General features: G+C 36.4%; 11 protein-coding genes. 9 read left to right on the forward strand and 2 right to left on the reverse strand.

What is annotated here, in order from left to right; translation table 11 throughout:
* Positions 1-220: 220 nt before the first annotated feature.
* Together BZARG_RS08765 and BZARG_RS08770 are read right to left on the reverse strand one after the other, a co-directional pair.
* Positions 221-2,695 carry a GumC family protein gene (locus BZARG_RS08765; protein WP_008637479.1) on the reverse strand — a complete coding sequence of 825 codons (2,475 nt, stop codon included), beginning with the start codon at positions 2,693-2,695 and terminating at the stop codon, positions 221-223.
* Positions 2,696-2,698: 3 nt separating this feature from the next.
* Entirely contained in the window at positions 2,699-3,493 is a 795-nt protein-coding gene (locus BZARG_RS08770; protein ID WP_008637466.1) for a polysaccharide biosynthesis/export family protein, read from the reverse strand.
* Positions 3,494-3,595: 102 nt separating this feature from the next.
* Here BZARG_RS08770 and BZARG_RS08775 point away from each other — a divergent pair, with 102 nt between their 5' ends.
* From BZARG_RS08775 to meaB, 9 genes are all read left to right on the forward strand, one after another.
* Entirely contained in the window at positions 3,596-5,455 is a 1,860-nt protein-coding gene (locus BZARG_RS08775; RefSeq protein ID WP_008637480.1) for an ABC-F family ATP-binding cassette domain-containing protein, read from the forward strand.
* 185 nt (positions 5,456-5,640) lie between these two features.
* Positions 5,641-6,447: an O-methyltransferase gene (locus tag BZARG_RS08780; protein WP_008637455.1), complete on the forward strand. Its 807-nt coding sequence runs from the start codon at positions 5,641-5,643 to the stop codon at positions 6,445-6,447.
* 616 nt (positions 6,448-7,063) lie between these two features.
* Positions 7,064-7,636, forward strand: coding sequence for a cob(I)yrinic acid a,c-diamide adenosyltransferase (locus BZARG_RS08785; RefSeq protein WP_008637446.1), 573 nt, complete (start codon positions 7,064-7,066; stop codon positions 7,634-7,636).
* 149 nt (positions 7,637-7,785) lie between these two features.
* Entirely contained in the window at positions 7,786-8,007 is a 222-nt protein-coding gene (locus BZARG_RS08790; RefSeq protein WP_008637498.1) for a DUF2795 domain-containing protein, read from the forward strand.
* Between the two features lie 153 nt (positions 8,008-8,160).
* Positions 8,161-11,517, forward strand: coding sequence for a preprotein translocase subunit SecA (secA, locus tag BZARG_RS08795; RefSeq protein ID WP_008637458.1), 3,357 nt, complete (start codon positions 8,161-8,163; stop codon positions 11,515-11,517).
* A gap of 194 nt (positions 11,518-11,711) precedes the next feature.
* Positions 11,712-16,286, forward strand: a complete 4,575-nt coding sequence (locus BZARG_RS15250) for a malectin domain-containing carbohydrate-binding protein (RefSeq protein WP_083823841.1) — start codon at positions 11,712-11,714, stop codon at positions 16,284-16,286.
* A gap of 4 nt (positions 16,287-16,290) precedes the next feature.
* A complete protein-coding gene (locus BZARG_RS08805) occupies positions 16,291-17,049 on the forward strand; it encodes a T9SS type A sorting domain-containing protein (protein ID WP_008637540.1) in 759 nt (252 codons plus the stop codon).
* 246 nt (positions 17,050-17,295) lie between these two features.
* Positions 17,296-17,880 (forward strand): DUF2911 domain-containing protein, encoded by a 585-nt coding sequence (locus tag BZARG_RS08810; protein ID WP_008637511.1) that lies wholly within the window; start codon positions 17,296-17,298, stop codon positions 17,878-17,880.
* Positions 17,855-18,934, forward strand: coding sequence for a methylmalonyl Co-A mutase-associated GTPase MeaB (meaB, locus tag BZARG_RS08815; protein WP_008637515.1), 1,080 nt, complete (start codon positions 17,855-17,857; stop codon positions 18,932-18,934). The genes BZARG_RS08810 and meaB overlap by 26 nt, the downstream gene beginning before the upstream one ends.
* Positions 18,935-19,248: the final 314 nt, after the last annotated feature.

Genomic DNA, 19,248 nt, shown 5'->3' on the forward strand with positions numbered 1-19,248 from the left:
TGCGCTAAAATAGTCCACTGGACTATTTTTTAACGCTTGATCGCCCTTCAACTGAAGGGCGGAGCTAAATTGTTATTGTTTTTAAAACTAGAAACTAACTGGAAATCTTCCCATGTTCAAATTACTAAAATAGAAGTGAAAAAAGAGCGTGTCTGCTACTAGGCAGAAAACCAACTCCGCAACATTAAGAAGTCCCCTTTCTGGATTTAAGGGATTTTCCCTAAAGTCGCTTTAAAAATTCCTTAATCTTAAACATAAACCCTTTCTTCCCATCATCATGATAAGCATTTCCATAAACCCCATAGCCATAACCATAGCCGTAACCGTAGCCATAACCGTAACTCTGATTCGATTTATGCTTGTAGAAGTTTAATACAAAATTGATATTCTTAATTTCACCGGCGCGATACTTCGCATTAATCAATTGCAACATGCCTTTTTTAGTGTAGTCCAAACGCACCATAAAAATGGAGGTATCGGCATATTTTACCAATTCCAAAGCATCAGTAACTAATCCTAATGGCGGCGTATCTAAAACAATAATATCATAGGTTTGGCGAAGTTCGGCTATCAGCGATTCCAAATTGCCACTCATCAACAATTCCGATGGATTTGGAGGAATAGGGCCTGCTGGTACGACATCCAAATTATCAATATGAGTGTGATTTACTATAGACTCGAAATCAGCTTCACCAATAAAATAATTAACCATCCCAGTCTCATTAGTTAAGTTGAAATCGTCAAATATTTTAGGTTTACGTAAATCCAAGCCTAGTAAAAGGGTTTTCTTACCACTCAACGCATAAACAGTAGCTATATTAATAGAATAAAAGGTTTTCCCTTCTCCACTCACCGAAGAAGTCACCAATATAGTCCGCCCACCTGCTTGCGGGTTTTTATTAAGAATAAACTGTAGACTAGATCTTATAGAGCGAAACGACTCGGCAACAGCAGATTTCGGCTTTTCAAAAACCACCAAGTTATTATGGTAGCGGTATTTACCAATAAGTCCTAAAATAGGAATTTTGGATAGACGCTCCACCTCATCGGAGCCGTGAATGGTATGATCTAATATGAAGATGATGAAAATAAGAAACATGGGAATAAAAAATCCGAGCATCAACCCCATCATATAATTAAGCGATTTGTCCGGACCAATTAAGCCGCCTCCAATATCTTTAGCTTCGTCTACAATACTGATATCCGATACATTTGCTGCCTTTACAATAGCTGCCTCACTACGTTTATCCATATACAGATTGTAGGCTTCCTGGCTAATATCTAGCTTTCTTTGAATCTTTAAAAATTCCTGCTGATTCTCTGGTAAACTACTTAATTTCGATTCCAAATTGGCAATACTTCTGCTTAATGCGTTAACCAGAATTCTAATAGTACTTTTAGTTGCACTAATTGTTTCTAATAATACATTTTTTTCAGCATCAATCTGTCGATCTAAATCCTTAATGTTTTCAGATCCCTCTCGAAGCGTATATTCCTTACTTTGCCGCTCAATAGCCAAACCGGTAATTTTGGCAACACTACTTTGTATATTCGGTTCTTCAATTCCTACGGAAGTTGGTGCGGCAATACTGGTATAATCTTTTTTAGTGCGAAGGTAATTCTCTAAAGCATCCAAATAATTAAGCTTGGTTGATTCTGCTTCCTTCTGAAATTCCAAATCCTTGAGTTTAGTAGAAACATCTGTCATTTCTGTAGAAACATCAAAAACTTTATTCTCCTTTCTGAACGTATTCATTTCATCAGAAAAGTCTTTTAAGCTCGTATTTACTGCATGTAAACTACTGTCAATAAATTTAATCGTATTGGTGGCATATAAGTTTTTACGCTCCAATTCCGTTTCACTTAAAATAATAGCTGTTTTATTGAGATAATCGACTATTTTAGACTTGTTATTTCCCACTAAACTCAAGCGCAATACCGAGGCAGATGCATTACTAAAAGGGGCAACACCAATGCCATTTTTATATCCGTTAACCACGCCATCAAAATTACGAAACTGCATATAAAATTCTTGTCCCGCTTTTACAGTTCGGTTGTTTCGTAGATTAACAATACCATGAAAAAAAGGTAAGTTAATAACGGCACCAACTTTAAATTCATTTTGAAAAGGACCTAGCGGTAACGTAACTGGCATGCGCTCTTTAGTATCGTAACGTTGACCTGATCCGTTTTCCGATTCGAATGCCGTAAACACCTCAAAAGTCGTTTCAGATAAAAATCGAATCCCTATAAAATGACCAAGTACTTGTGGTTGCTCCAAATCGGGTTCAAAAACAAAAGGAGCATCTTTGTAAATATCAATTTTACGATACTTTCCTTCCTTAAAATAATTCATGTAGGATTTCAAGGAGTCTACAACCTTCTCATTATGTGTTCGCGTTTGTAATGTGGTAATAGTTTTACCCATTTTACCGGATACGCCACCCCAGTTAAAAGAAATACTGGTATTGGCTGTAAAAAAAGGATTTTGATCGGTTTCTACAGAAATAAGCGACTCCAGCTTATACACGTTCTGCTTTCTAACATTAATAAAATAAGCGATTATTAACGCGGCACCAATGCAGGCAATTACAAATTTCCAAAGATTGAGTGCTTTAAATAAATACCCTTTAAAGTCGAAGTTAATGCCAAAACCTTCACTTTGTTCGCTATCGTCATATTCGTATTCTGCCATAATTTACAACCTATTTATAAGTAATAAAGTGGTAGTAACTAAAGACAATGCCGTAACAATAGTTCCAATAGTTTGTATACCCGTTACACCGGTTCCCCATGATTTTTGCTTCAAAGGTTTGACATAAATAATATCATTCATCTGAATATAATAATAGGGAGAGTCCATAACCGCAACATCTAGTAAATTTAAATGATGGATTTGCTGCCCTTGCGGGTATTGCCGAATTATAGTAACATCTTTCCGATCACCTGTTACTAAAATATCACCAGCATTTGCTAGTGCCTCAAAAATATTAACACGCGGTTGGTAAAGGGTTTGCGTTCCCGTTCCTCCTACTTCCCCTGTTACCGTAAAACGTAAACCGGTAAGTTTAACCGTTACAAATATATTGGCTGCTTCTTTAAATTCTTCAGCGAGAATCCTGGTTTCTATTAGCTTCTCAATTTCTTCGGTAGTATAACCCAACACATTAATCTCCCCTAAAACAGGAATACGAATATTACCGTGCAAATCAACAGTAAAACCATCGAAAAAAGCTCTTTGATCTCCAGAGGCATTCAAATCACCTTCCCCAGCAGGGTTATAAATCTGTACACTTTCTTGATCCAATGCCTTTACTCGAATATTTAAAATATCATTTATTTGAACACGATATGGTTTTTGTTTTTCAGTAAGTACTTGAGTAGAATCGCTAGCTGCTTCTATATTCTGCAGATACACCAATTCCTTATTGGAAATACAAGACACAGAAAGCAAGACTAGTAAACCAACTAAAATATTATTTAAATGCTTCATTGGAGGGCGCGAGTTTCTTCACAAATATAGCTTTTCAGCAGGAATATCAAAACTTATCGTATAAAATTTGGTATTTTTGCGCTCTATTTAAAAATATACACGTTGAACTACCTTACTGTTGAAAATATATCGAAATCTTATGGCGAATTAACGCTATTTGAAAACCTGTCTTTTAGTATCCATAAAGATCAGAAAATTGCCTTCGTGGCTAAAAATGGAACGGGAAAAACGTCTATTTTAAATATGCTTGCGGGAAAAGACACACCCGATTCAGGACAGATCATTTACAGAAAAGGTATTACCGTTGCTGTGCTTTCTCAAGATCCTGATCTTAATCAAGAATTAACGGTTGAAGAGGCTATTTTTGACACCTCCAACCCCATTTTAGATATTATTAAAGATTATGAAAAAGCTCTAGAAAATCCTGAAGACGCAGACGCTTACCAAAAAGCGTTTGAGAAAATGGATGTCCATGAGGCTTGGGATTTTGAAACGCAATACAAACTGATTTTATCACAGTTAAAATTGGATAACCTCAACCAAAAAGTAAGTTCTTTATCTGGTGGACAGAAAAAACGTTTGGCTTTAGCCAACGCACTTCTTAAAAAACCGGATCTTTTAATTTTAGATGAACCGACCAACCATTTGGATTTAGAAATGATTGAGTGGTTAGAAGATTTCTTTGCAAAGGGGCAGATAACGTTATTTATGGTTACACACGACCGTTATTTTTTAGAACGTGTTTGTAATGAAATTATCGAGCTAGACCACGGACAGTTACATACCTACAAAGGTAATTACTCCTATTACTTGGAGAAAAGAGAAGCTAGAATTGAAAACGAAGCCACTGAAACCGGCAAAGCGAAGCAGCTCTTTAAAAAAGAATTAGACTGGATGCGGAAGCAGCCAAAAGCGCGTACCACCAAATCTAAGTCGCGAATTGAAGATTTTCACGATATAAAACACCGTGCCAATCAACGCCGACAAGATCACGAAATACAATTAGAGCTTAATATGGAGCGCTTGGGAAGCAAAATATTAGAGCTTAACAAGGTTAGTAAAAGCTATAAAGACAAAGTCATTTTAGATAAGTTTGAATATACGTTTAAAAAAGGCGAACGTATTGGTATTATTGGAAAAAATGGAACGGGTAAATCCACATTTTTAAATCTCATTACCCAATTGCAAGAACCAGATTCTGGAAAAGTGGTGATTGGTGAAACCGTGAAGTTTGGTTATTATACCCAATCAGGAATTACTATAAAACCCGATCAAAAAGTTATTGATGTTATTAAGGAATTCGGTGAGTATATTCCATTAAAAAAAGGGAAACAAATTAGTGCAGGACAACTGTTAGAACGCTTTTTATTTAGTAGAAAAAAGCAATATGATTTTGTTGAAAAATTAAGTGGTGGCGAAAGAAAACGTCTTTATTTATGTACGGTATTAATTCAGAATCCAAACTTTTTAATTCTGGATGAGCCCACCAACGATTTGGATATTGTAACACTTAACGTCCTAGAAAGTTTTCTATTGGATTTTCCAGGTTGCTTAATGGTGGTTTCTCACGACAGGTATTTTATGGATAAGATTGTGGATCACTTATTGGTGTTCCGAGGTGAAGGTGTTATTGAAGACTTCCCTGGAAACTACTCCGATTTCAGAACCTATGAAGACAGCCAAGAGCCAGAATCCAAAGACGATGATAAGAAGGAAAAAAAACAATGGAAAAAAGATGAAAGTCCAAAACTAACTTATAACGAACAAAAGGAATATAAAAATATTGAAAGTAAAATAAGTAGTTTAGAGCATGATAAGGTTACATTAGAAAAGCAATTCCTAAATCCTGAATTAGCGCCAGATGAAATTAATGCCCTTTCAGAAAAACTACAAAAAATACTTGACGAGATAGAGGAAAAAGAAATGCGCTGGTTTGAATTAAGTTCGAAACTGGAAGAATAGAGTTCGTTGTCAGTTTTCAGTATTGACAAATAAAACCACTTTAATCTTAAAATAAAAGCAAAATTATCAAATAACATGGAGTCATTGCGAGTGAGGCACGAACGCGGCACAACCTCATCAAATAAAGATTAGTTTTATTAAACTATTTTAATGCTAGTTGAAAATTGAATACGGATTAACGATTGTTGACAACAGACAACAGACAACAGACAACCAAACACCAAACCTTGTACCAACAAAAGCAATATATAAAATTCCTTTCTAAATCATCCAACCAACACGGAGTCCACTCCCCTTTTGTTTACAATCTCATAACAAAATGTTTTTATGACACGAAAAAAAAACCAGCTTATACAGCGTTAAAAAGTTACAGACAACAGCTTCTTAAAAACAAGCAGGAAATAAACATAACCGATTTAGGCGAAGGTTCTAAAAAAACAAAAAGTAATCAACGTCGCATTGCTGAAATAGCTAAAACATCCGGAACCCCTTTAAAACGATCCAAATTATGGTTTCGTTTAGTTCAGTATTTTAAACCACAAAACATATTAGAGCTTGGCACCTCATTAGGTCTTGCCACGCAAGCCATGCATTTAGGAAATCCTAAAGCGGAAATAACTACCATTGAAGGCTGTCCAAATATCTCGGCATTTACGCAAAAATCTTTATCGGCTTATAAAAACATCAACTTCTTAACGGGCGATTTCTTTCAGCATTTAAAAAACGGCGACCACCAATCTTGGGATCTTGTTTTTTTTGATGGCAACCATACCAAGGAAGCTACCTTAAGTTATTTTGAAACCCTTTTACCAACAACTCACAACGACTCCATTTTTATTTTTGATGACATCTACTGGTCAGAAGGCATGACAGAAGCCTGGGAAACCATTAAAAATCATCCAGATGTCACCGTAACAATTGATACTTTTTTCTGGGGTTTTGTGTTTTTCAGAAAAGAACAAGGCAAGGAACATTTTACGGTTCGGGTTTAGACACTGGCACTCTGCACATATTGTCACATTGAGCGCAGTCGGAAACTCGGTACGAAGTGTTTTAAAAATAATATCTCACGCGAAGGCTCGAAGGCGTTGAGTTGTTTGTTTTGTAATATTTAGTTGTGAGCCAAATTGATAAAATTTATGAAAGTTAGGCAGCTAATAAACTATGTGTATTTAGAATCTAATAGAATTTCCTGTTGTATATAATTATTACCAAACCTTAATTAATCATCACTTTTCAGCTCCTCCCTTTAGTTAAAGGGCGATTAAGCGTTGGATTTAATGCTAGATGGAGGGTTTGTTTTAATCCATCATTTAATCTATTAGCAAACTCCACTTTCTTTTTTAATTCAGTTAATTTTATAGCGAATTTCATCGCTATTCTACAAACTCCCCGTCCAAACTCTGTATGTCCACCCCTCTTCAACTGAAGAGTGGAGCTGGGAGCTGGAAGCTAAACAGTTAATGTTCCTATTAATATAACATATTTCCCAAAACCCACAACCTACTACCAACTACCTACTACCTACTACCCTCTAAAAAACAAACCAAAAAAATTCCTTTGCCCAATCCTCCATAACCTGTAACTTTGGTAAACAAATACAGTATTATGAAAATCTATACAAAAACAGGCGACAAAGGCACTACCGCATTATTTGGTGGTACTCGCGTACCAAAACACCACATACGTATTGACAGTTACGGAACCGTAGATGAACTTAATTCGCACCTAGGACTCATACGCGACCAAGAAATCGATACGCATTATAAAGAGATGCTTATGCACATTCAAGACCGTTTATTCACCGTTGGCGCTATTTTGGCCACCGATCCGAAAAAAGCCGTTTTAAAAAGTGGAAAAGAGCGTTTAAATATCCCTAAAATTTCCGAAGAAAATATAGAACGCCTCGAGCAGGAAATTGACAATATGAATGCAGACTTGCCACCTATGACAAATTTTGTATTACCAGGCGGACATCAAACCGTGTCATTCTGTCACATTGCTCGCTGTGTATGCCGTCGTGCGGAACGTTTATCTTCTGCCTTAAACGATTTAGAACCGATAGATCCGTTGGCTCTGACATATTTAAATCGTTTATCTGACTATCTTTTTGTATTGGCACGAAAATTGTCTTTCGAGTTGGACGCAGATGAAGTGAAGTGGATTCCTGAAAAGCAGTAAACATTTCAAAAATCCTGTAATTACCCTTTAAATTAAGTAAAACAACCATTTTAAGGGACGTTCTTGAATTTAATGTGTAATTAATTGATTTTTTTCTTGTGTATCTAAATTAAAAATTTATTTTTGCAAAAAATTAAAACGAATTACAGATGTATTGGACATTAGAATTAGCGTCATATTTAAGTGATGCACCTTGGCCAGCGACTAAAGACGAGCTTATTGATTATTCAATTAGAACGGGAGCGCCATTAGAAGTTGTTGAGAATTTACAATCTATTGAAGATGAGGGTGACTCTTATGAGTCTATTCAAGAAATCTGGCCGGATTATCCAACAGACGAAGATTACCTCTGGAATGAGGACGAATATTAATAATATTAAAATTTAAAAAGTCTCGTCTAGAGGCTTTTTTTATACATTATTATTTAAAAACTCCAACAAAAAAACGTTTTTTTGTAATCCGAAAGAACAAAACATATATTTAATATTAGTCAAAGTACTAATAGAACCATAAACACCTATCAGATGAGTTTTTTAGATTCAGTCCTTAAGGTTTTTGTTGGCGACAAGTCGAAACAAGACGTCAAAGCCATCATGCCCATAGTTGAGAAAATTAAAACATACGAAGCCGCTATTGAGAAGTTATCTCACGATGAGCTTCGTGCTAAAACGGCCTTCTTCAAAGAAAAAATAGCGGAAGCTAGAAAACCGCTGAATACAGAAATTGAAGATCTGCGTAAAAAAGCCGATGAAACCGAGGATATTGATCAGCGTGAAGATATGTATCTTGAAATTGATAAAATCAAGGATACCATTTATACAGTAACAGAAAATGTACTGAATGAAATTCTTCCTGAAGCCTTTGCTGTGGTTAAAGAAACAGCAAAACGTTTTGTTCATAATACAAGCATATCTGTTACAGCAAATACGTTTGATCGTGAAATTTCAGGTAGTAAAGACTATGTAACCCTTGAAAATGATCAAGCAGTTTGGGCAAACTCATGGGATGCTGCTGGAAAACCAATTACTTGGGACATGATTCATTATGATGTTCAGTTAATTGGTGGTGTTGCTATGCACCAAGGTAAAATTGCCGAAATGCATACAGGTGAAGGTAAAACGTTAGTGGCAACACTTCCCGTTTACCTAAATGCACTTGCTGAAAAAGGTGTGCATTTAGTAACGGTTAACGATTACCTTGCAAAACGTGATAGCGCGTGGATGGCTCCTATTTTTGAATTCCACGGTATGCGTGTGGATTGTATAGATTATCACCAGCCAAATTCTGCTGCACGTAAAGCTGCTTATTTAGCTGATGTTACTTACGGAACAAATAACGAATTTGGTTTCGATTATTTACGTGATAACATGGCACATTCACCAGACGATTTAGTGCAACGTCCGCATCATTTTGCAATTGTGGATGAGGTGGATTCTGTTTTAATTGATGATGCGCGTACGCCATTAATTATTTCTGGTCCAATTCCTCAAGGGGATCGTCATGAATTTACAGAATTAAAACCAAAAGTAGATAGTATTGTTTCCGTGCAACGTAAATACTTAACAGGTGTTTTAGCCGATGCAAAAAAACTAATTGCTGAAGGAGATACAAAAGAAGGTGGTTTCCAATTATTACGTGCTTACAGAGGTATTCCTAAAAATAAAGCGCTAATAAAGTTTTTAAGTGAAGAAGGAATTAAATTACTACTTCAAAAAACAGAAAACCATTACATGCAAGACAATAACCGCGAGATGCCAAAAATTGACGCGGAATTGTACTATGTTATTGAAGAAAAAAATAATCAGATTGAATTAACGGATAAGGGTATTGAGTTCCTTTCTGGTCAAGATGATCCCAATTTCTTTGTCATGCCAGAAATAGGTATTGAGATTTCTAAAATTGAAAATCAAAACTTATCATCGGAAGATGAAGCGAATTTAAAAGAAGATTTATTCAGAGATTACGGAATTAAATCGGAACGTATTCACACTTTAAACCAATTACTTAAAGCCTACGCGTTGTTTGAAAAAGACAACCAGTATGTAGTAATGGAAAATAAGGTAATGATTGTGGACGAGCAAACTGGTCGTATTATGGATGGCCGTCGTTATAGCGATGGTTTACACCAAGCGATTGAAGCTAAAGAAAATGTAAAAATTGAGGATGCTACGCAAACATTCGCAACCGTAACACTTCAAAACTTTTTCAGAATGTACCGCAAACTATCTGGTATGACAGGTACTGCTGTTACCGAAGCGGGTGAATTCTGGGAAATATACGAATTGGATGTGGTTGAAATTCCTACCAACAGACCAATTGCTAGAGATGATCGTCAAGATTTGGTTTACAAAACTAAACGTGAAAAATACAACGCGGTTATCGATGAAGTTACAAGACTTTCAGAAGCTGGTCGTCCTATTCTTATTGGTACAACTAACGTTGAAATTAGTGAGTTATTAGGAAAAATGCTTTCTATTAGAAAAGTACCTCATAACGTATTAAACGCGAAGCTTCATAAAAGAGAGGCCGATATTGTTGCCGAAGCTGGTCAGCCAGGTCAGGTAACTATTGCAACCAACATGGCAGGTCGTGGTACGGATATTAAATTATCTAAAGCTGTAAAAGAAGCTGGTGGTTTAGCAATTATTGGTACGGAACGTCACGATTCACGTCGTGTAGACCGTCAGTTACGTGGTCGTGCTGGACGTCAAGGAGATCCAGGAAGCTCACAGTTTTATGTGTCGCTTGAAGATAACTTAATGCGTCTTTTTGGTAGTGAACGTATTGCCAAAATGATGGATAGAATGGGATTAGAAGAAGGTGAAGTAATTCAGCATTCTATGATTTCAAAATCTATTGAGCGCGCACAGAAAAAAGTTGAGGAAAATAACTTTGGCGTACGTAAGCGTTTATTAGAATATGATGATGTTATGAATTCGCAACGTGAGGTTGTTTACAAACGTCGTCACCACGCTTTACACGGTGAGCGTTTACGTGTGGATTTAGCTAACATGATTTATGACACCTCGGAAGGAATTGCGGACACTAACAAGTCTGCAAACGATTATAAGAATTTCGAGTATGAATTAATTCGTTATTTCTCCATGAGTTCGCCAATTACAGAAGCAGAATTCGCGAAATTAAGTGTTCAAGATATATCTGGTAAAATTTACAAAGCTGCTTTTGAGCATTACCGAGCCAAAATGGAACGCAATGCTGAATTAGCTTTTCCAGTTATTAAAAATGTTTACGAGACACAACGCGAGAAATTTAAGCGAATTGTAGTGCCATTTACCGATGGTGTGAAAAGTATTCAAGTAGTAACCGATCTTGAAAAGGCTTATGAAACAAATGGTAAACAATTGATTAATGATTTTGAGAAAAATATTACATTAGCCATTGTTGATGATTCGTGGAAAACACATTTACGTAAAATGGATGAGCTGAAACAATCGGTTCAATTAGCAGTTCACGAGCAAAAGGATCCGTTGTTAATCTATAAGTTTGAAGCTTTTGAGTTATTTAAAGGCATGATTGACGAAGTAAATAAGGAAGTCATCTCCTTTTTATTTAAAGGTGAATTACCTTCGGAAACGACCGATGCTATTCAAGAAGCGCATCAGTCTAATAAAAGAGAAAATCTTCAAACTCAAAAAGAAGAAATTCAAAATTTAGATGAGCGTTCTGCGCAGAGCCGAGAAGCTGGAAATACGCAACGTCAACCAGAAGTAGTAGAAACAATTGTTCGCGACAGTCCAAAAATTGGGCGTAATGATAAAGTGACCATCAAGCACGTGATGAGCGGCGAAAGTAAAACCGTAAAATTTAAGCAAGCCGAACCACTTATTGCAAATGGTGAATGGGTATTGGTTAACGACTAAAGAGACAAGTCAAATATTTTATATAAAAAAATCCGAAGCAACCCTTCGGATTTTTTTTGTTTCGACATCATAACGGATTTTTACATAAGTTCAACGAAAAGCAACTGATTATCAATTATTTGTCAAACCTAATTCCTATTTTTACTTCGTTATCAAATAATTTTTTCGATTAATAGCATAAACCGAAAAAAATTATGATGTTAAACTTTACTCTCAAAAAAACCATACGTTTTATTGTCTTGACGTGTTTGGTTAGTTTTTTTTTACAAAATTTTAATGCTTACGGACAGACAATCAGTTTTGGCTCTTCCGGCTTAATAGGCGAAGGAGTTCTGAATCCAACCTCTTTAGATTTTGGACCAGACGATCGCTTATATGTTTCCCAACAAAACGGACTTATTTGGGCTTACACTATTGAGCGCGATACAGCAACACCAGGAAATGGCGTATATACGGTTACTGACACCGAAGAAATTTCTATTATCCGAACCGGAATTCCAAACCATAATGATTTTGGTATTCGTAATCCGAGTCAGCAACGCCTAGTTACAGGTATTCTAGCGGCTGGAACGGCCTTAAATCCCATCCTTTACGTTACCTCATCCGATTATTTATTGGGAGGCGGCTCTGGTGGAAATGATAGCAATCTGGATACAAACTCTAGTATGATATCTAAACTAGAAAAAACAAATGGTGTTTGGGAGAAAACCGATTTAGTACGTGGATTGCCACGTTGTGAGGAAAATCATGCCATTAACGGTCTAGATATGTTTGAAAAGGACGGTAACACCTATTTATTAGTCGCCCAAGGAGGACAGACCAATAAAGGCGCGCCTAGTAATAATTTTGCAGGAACACCAGAATACTTATTATCGGCATCCATCCTTATCGTAAATCTGACGCAGTTGGAAGGTATGACCGTTTATACCGACCCACGAACCAATACGGAGTACGTTTATGATTTACCAACACTAAACGATCCAACACGAATTGATATTGATAATTCGCATCCTGATTTCCCATATCCCGTCGGGCATCCTATGCGTAGTGCCATTATAGATTTAGACGATCCTTTTGGTGGAAATAATAGTTTAAACCAAGCGTTTGCAGAAGTTGGCGGACCTGTTCAAGTATTTTCTCCTGGCTATAGAAATGCTTACGATATTTTAATTACGGAAAACAATAGAATATACACGTCAGATAATGGTCCAAACGCTCTTTGGGGTGGTATGCCTAGAATTTATGACATTGCAACAGACACTTATTTAGGGGATGAAAGCACAATAACTTACGACTCAAACTTGCATTATATTACTAATGACATGAACGAAAGTGGTAGTGAGTTTGCAGGAGACCCTCTGCACTTTATCGGCACCACAGACGATGCTAATGGTACTTATTATGGCGGACACCCTAATCCAATCCGAGCATTTCCGTCGCGTGCCAAAGTTATTGTTAATGAGAAAATTAGTGGTTCTTGGGGAGCCACCGCCACTTATTTACTGGCCGATTTACTAGTGGGTTCCAAAGGGTATTTTAATGAATCATTTTCTATTGCCGATTTCCCGGATAATCCACAACATTCTGAATACCTAGTAGATGAACCACTTGGTAGTCCTAAAACAAATATTTTAGACATTATAACATCCTCTACAAATGGTATTGCAGAATACACAGCGACCAATTTTGGAGGTATAATGAAAGGGAATATTTTAACGGCTTCATTCAACGGAGATATTAATCGTTATATTTTAAATGCCGCTGGCGACGCCGTTATAAAACATGAAATTCCATTCAATGGTTTTGGAAGTATTCCTCTAGATGTTATTGCTTTGGGTGATGATACTATTTTTCCAGGAACGGTTTGGACGGTTACTTATGGCGCCAACAGTATAACTGTTTTTGAACCTTCAGATTTAATTTGCATACAACCCGGTGATATTGATTATGATCCTTTAGCGGATTATGATGGCGATGGTTACACCAATCAAGATGAAATTGATAACGGCACGAATATCTGCTCACAAAGTAGTCAACCGAAAGATTTTGATGGTGATTTTATTTCCGACTTAAATGATCCTGACGATGATAATGATGGCATTTTAGACGTTAACGATCCGTTCGCGCTAGATCCAGATAATGGCCTGACAAACAACCTCCCTGTAGATTACCCATTTTGGAATAACGACCCAGGAACTGGATTATTTGGTTTAGGCTTTACAGGGCTAATGCTAGATCCATCCGGAACAACTGATTATTTAGATCAATATAATGAGCAAGGCTTATCTTTTGGTGGAGCTGCAGGTAAAGCTACTATCGATGCGGTTTCAGCGGGTGATGTTTCGGAAGGATTAAACAATCAAGATAATGGTTTTCAATTTGCTATTAACGTAGATAGTAATTCAACACCTTTTACTGTGCATTCTAAAATAGAGTCACCTTATTTTGGCTCTGGCGGTATTGCAAATGACCCTGTAGATTATCAATCATATGGTATCCAAATTGGTACAGGTGATCAAGACAATTACTTGAAGTTTGTTTTAATGAATGGCATGGATAATAACGATACCATTAACGGCTTGCAACTCGTTTTAGAATCGAATGGAATCATTACTTTAAATTCAATTTTTGACATTCCTGACATTATTAACTCAGGATCAATAAATTTCTATATTTCAATAGAACCTTCAACAGGTTTAGCACAACCCTTCTACTCTACTGATGATGGCGAAACCTTAAATTTATTAGGTTCTACCATTCTTCTGCCAAATGAGTTTTTAGATCCAAATGATATTCATGGTATGGCGGTTGGAATCATTTCAACATCACGTTCTGATAACACAGCAAATCCGTTTACAGCCACATGGGATTTTATTAAAGTTTATGAAAATCAAAATGGCGTTGTTTCGGTCAATCCCACAAATCTAGATTTTGGAATGACACCTGTTAATAATACACAACGTAGAAAATATGTTTCATTAGAAAACGAGGGCGGACCAACAGACGACGTTATGACCATTACCGCTTTAAATTTCACAGGTACAGATGCCACATTATTTTTAACAGATGTTAGCCTACCTTTTACCATTAATCCAGGTTCGTCTGTTAAGATTCCTATCGATTTTATTACGGATAATATTACTGGTGAAAAAACAGCCAATTTAGAAGTCGTTCATTCCGGTATCAACTCACCTGTCTCCGTAGCTATTACTGGAGAATTAACCGATACTTTCACCCCAATTATTCGGGTTAACGCTGGAGGCGATTTGGTTTTAGCCACGGATGGCGGCCCTGATTGGGAAGATAACACCTCTGGTACAGGCGATTCATATACCGTTTCATCTGGTTCACCGTATTCAACAACCAATATAGTTTATGATAATCGGCATGCATCCATTCCTAATTACATTGATGCTAGCACCTATTATGACGTGATGCGTATTCAACGAAGTATTAGTGATCCGGCCTACCCAATGATTTTTTCTTTTGCATTACCCGATGGCGACTATATTGTAAACCTCTATTTTGCCAATCTATACAATGGAACCTCCGATCCTGGTGAACGCGTTTTTAGTGTTAATTTAGAAGAGGAACGACTAATTGAAGGTTTAGATATTTCAGCACAATTTGGTCATCGTCAAGCCGGAATGGTTCAGAATAATATTACTATTACTGATGGTATTTTAGAAATTCGCTTCTTTGAAAATATTCAACATCCCTTAATCAATGGTATTGAAATTTTAGGCATTGCTTATCCAGAGCTAGTATTGCAAACCATAGCGGATAGAACGAGTTGTGAATTAGAAATATCTGACTTCCAAGCCGAAGGTTCTGGAGGAGATCCTTTAAATAATTTAATGTACTCCATTAGTGGGCAGCCAGCAGGAACAGATATTGAGCCCACCAACGGACTTATTTTTGGAACCATTGATGAGACAGCCCCATCAGGTGGTCCAAATAACGATGGTATTTACAATGTAACTGTTACCTTAAGTAAAACTGGAAGTCAAGATGTAACAACAAGTTTTGAATGGACTATTCTAGATGATACCGAAGCACCTATAATTACATGTCCGACATCAATATTAGAGACTATTTCAATAGGAACAACAGAAGCAAACATAACAATCATAGAGCCGACCGCAACTGATAATTGCACCAGCACACTAACATTTACCGCTGTGCGGTCCGATGCGTTGGCGCTAGCAGCTCCATATCCTATAGGCGAAACGACTATAACATGGATAGCAACGGATGCATCTGAAAATGAATCTGCAAGTTGCGAACAGGTTATCACAGTTGAAATACCGGAATACGCGCTTGATTTAAACGTGAGTCTGCAAGGCCGATCTGACCATGCTGGCAACTACACCATTCAGCTCTTTATTTTAGCAGATCTAATAACACCCGTCTATACATTTACAGAAACAGCAGATGCTTCTGGCTTTATAAGTTTAAGCAGCACCATTAGTCAAGGTGATTACAAAGTATTAGTAAAACATCCAATGTTCTTACAACGTCTTAAATCTATTAGTCTATTAGAAAATCAAACTGAAACCTTATCAACTTTATTTGCAGGTGATATTGAAAATAATAATGCCGTAAATGTTAATGATTTAGGAATCCTGGCTGGGGCATTTAATGCTATTCCTGGGGATACAAACTATGATTCTAGAGCAGATTTCGATAATAACTTATTAATAGATGTCTTTGATTTGGGACTACTTTCAGGAAACTACCAAACTAATGGAGATACACAAAACGATTAAAACTATGAAAATTTTGAAACATAATATCACGTATGGTTTAGTAGTCCTTCTACTAACCACTTTAAGCGCTCAATCACAAACAGTAGAATTAGTTGCCAGTTTAGATGCATCACCCCCATTTAATAACGGTCAAACATTCAACTACTCCTTAATGTCTAAAGGAGGTCCATACCGAGCCATTCGGTTACATATTGAATATGATCCAAGTATCGTTCAACTTAACTCATTAACACAAGTTTTCCCCTTTGGTATCGTACTGATAAATGATTCTAATACGCCTGGAGTTATAAAATTTGAAGCTGCCTATTTCGTTTCAGATATCACAACAGATGAAGTACTTTTTAATGTTGAATTTGAAACTTTAGATAACACCCAAGATACGTCAATTGCTCATAACTATATTACATTGGGCACAGTAGTAGTAAGTGCCGACGGTGTAGATGTTTTAAGTAGTGCTAATGACATTTTTATAGCAAGGCTTTCAGTGAGCGATAACCCTAAAGAAAATGCGATAAAAATATATCCGAACCCTGTGAAAAGCGATTTATTTATTTCTTTAGGCAACTCAAATAAAGCCATTGAAACTATCGATATTTTTAGTTTAGCTGCTAAACGAGTTTATAAAAAATCGGTTGACACTGATATGCTTATTGACAATACCATCCGCATCCGCACCCATACGCTTCAAAACGGACTTTATTTTGTATCTTTAACTGATAGTGCGGGCAATAATCATGTACAAAAAATTGTAGTTAATCATTAAAACAATCTTCATAACAGTTTAAGGTCTGGACTATTTTCTTAAAACAGTCCAGACCTTTTTTTCTTGAAGACATCAATATAAATGGAAAAGCTTAATTTCTTTCATCATAAAAACTACAAAAAGATAGATTGTCGTAGGACAATCATAAAGTTTATTAAATTTTCATAAATAACTCTTAAATATATGTAATAGTGTTTTAATTAAAATAACATTTGAAGTATCTTTATGTCACAATAAAAATACCCTATGAATAAATTTTTTAAGTGGTTTTTAGGATGTCTATTTCTAATCGCCATCAGTTTGTCTTTATATTCATTTTTTGTGGATGGCAGTTTACTGGCACCTCGAAAAAGCCCCATTGATACAGTTTCTTTTTCCAAAAATGATTTGGAATTAGACATTGTTTACAACCGCCCTTCCAAACGTGGACGTGAAGTTTTTGGCGGATTAGTACCGTATAAGCAAGTTTGGAGAACGGGTGCCAACGAAGCAACAACTTTTAAAACCAATAAACCTTTAAGAATTAATAATGATTCCTTGCCTGCTGGAAAATACACTTTATGGACTATTCCAAATGATTCTACTTGGCAGGTTATGTTTAATTCCAAACAGTACCCATGGGGTGTTGATACTGAAATGAAACCGATGCGTGAAGTAGAGTTTGATGTTATTACTTTGAGCGTTCCGGTACAGCCAACAGGTATAACCGTTGAACAATTTACGCTTGGATTTGACAATGCACTAGATCATTTATCATTAACCATGGCTTGGGATGAAACCAAAATTGCCGTACCATTAGAATCTTTTGACAAAAAAATCAGCACAAAATAAAGCACTACAGGAACTAGCTGGGGTTGCACATTCTGAAACCACCAATAAAAGCGTTATTGCTGCGCTAAAAAAGCGTCGACAAACAAAACCGTCTACCGATCAACTTATTGGAAGTATTTTGCAAGGGAATATTACAGCGTTAAGTCGCGCAATTACTTTAATTGAAAGCACGAATAAAAATCATTCGGAACAAGCGCATGATGTCATTACTGGATGCTTACCTCATGCAAATAAATCGGTTAGAATTGGTATTACAGGCGTTCCTGGTGTGGGAAAAAGCACCTTTATAGAATCCTTTGGAAAACACCTTTCTAACTCCGGAAAAAAGATTGCTGTTTTAGCAATTGACCCGAGTAGCTCCATTACAAAAGGTAGTATTCTTGGCGATAAAACCCGCATGGAAGATTTGGTAAAGGATACTAATGTGTATATAAGACCATCACCTTCTGGAGAATCATTGGGCGGAGTTGCCAGAAAAACCCGTGAAACAATTATCCTATGTGAAGCAGCAGGTTTTGACACTATTTTAATTGAAACTGTTGGTGTTGGACAAAGTGAAACTGCTGTCCACAGCATGGTGGACTTCTTTTTACTGTTGAAACTAGCAGGTGCTGGTGATGAACTACAAGGTATTAAGCGCGGTATTATTGAAATGGCAGATTCTATTGCCATCAATAAAGCGGATGGAGAGAACATTAGATCTGCTAAAATTGCGAAAGTCGAATTTAATAGAGCTCTTCATTTATACCCCAAAAAAGAATCGGAATGGACTCCAAAAGTGCTTTTATGTAGCGCCTTACATAATAAAGGAATTGACACTATTTGGGAAATGATAGATAAATATGTGTCATTAACTCAAGAAAACGGTTATTTCGACCACAGACGCCACGAACAAAATAGGTTTTGGCTTATTGAAACTATTAAAGACAAATTGCACGCCGATTTTTTTAATAACGATGTGATTAAAAAAGAACTTAAACACCAAATTGAATTAATAGAAACCCAAAAAACAACGCCATTTGCAGCTGCAGATTATTTATTAAATTTAAAGTAAACCTGCCTGACCGCGAGACAGGAAATTAAGACCGCTGTGCTTATAGAATCTAGACTAGACCACAAAATTTTGATGTTTTAGATTTAAAAATTACTTTAATTCACATACTTCAATATGCATTTTATTAAGCAAGACATCTCCCTTATAACTCTAAAAACTCTTAATCAGACATCAATAACGAAACATTTATGGACTTAAGTACCATAGATCTTTTTAAAAAACAGGTAGAAAGTCTGTTACACTCATAAAATTTACATGAGTTTTTCCAGAACGAGCGAATCCGTGAAAATTAGTGAAATTGTTTTAGCAATTTT

Origin of the sequence: Bizionia argentinensis JUB59, assembly GCF_000224335.1 — a bacterium.
Classification (GTDB): Bacteria; Bacteroidota; Bacteroidia; order Flavobacteriales; family Flavobacteriaceae; genus Algorimicrobium; species Algorimicrobium argentinense.

Excerpts from the sequence above, each read along its gene's own strand:
- BZARG_RS08765 (WP_008637479.1), bottom strand. The coding sequence starts at position 2,695 with ATGGCAGAATACGAATATGACGATAGCGAACAAAGTGAAGGTTTTGGC.
- BZARG_RS08770 (WP_008637466.1), bottom strand. The coding sequence starts at position 3,493 with ATGAAGCATTTAAATAATATTTTAGTTGGTTTACTAGTCTTGCTTTCT.
- BZARG_RS08785 (WP_008637446.1), top strand. The coding sequence starts at position 7,064 with ATGAAAATCTATACAAAAACAGGCGACAAAGGCACTACCGCATTATTT.
- BZARG_RS08790 (WP_008637498.1), top strand. The coding sequence starts at position 7,786 with ATGTATTGGACATTAGAATTAGCGTCATATTTAAGTGATGCACCTTGG.
- secA (WP_008637458.1), top strand. The coding sequence starts at position 8,161 with ATGAGTTTTTTAGATTCAGTCCTTAAGGTTTTTGTTGGCGACAAGTCG.
- BZARG_RS15250 (WP_083823841.1), top strand. The coding sequence starts at position 11,712 with ATGATGTTAAACTTTACTCTCAAAAAAACCATACGTTTTATTGTCTTG.
- BZARG_RS08805 (WP_008637540.1), top strand. The coding sequence starts at position 16,291 with ATGAAAATTTTGAAACATAATATCACGTATGGTTTAGTAGTCCTTCTA.
- BZARG_RS08810 (WP_008637511.1), top strand. The coding sequence starts at position 17,296 with ATGAATAAATTTTTTAAGTGGTTTTTAGGATGTCTATTTCTAATCGCC.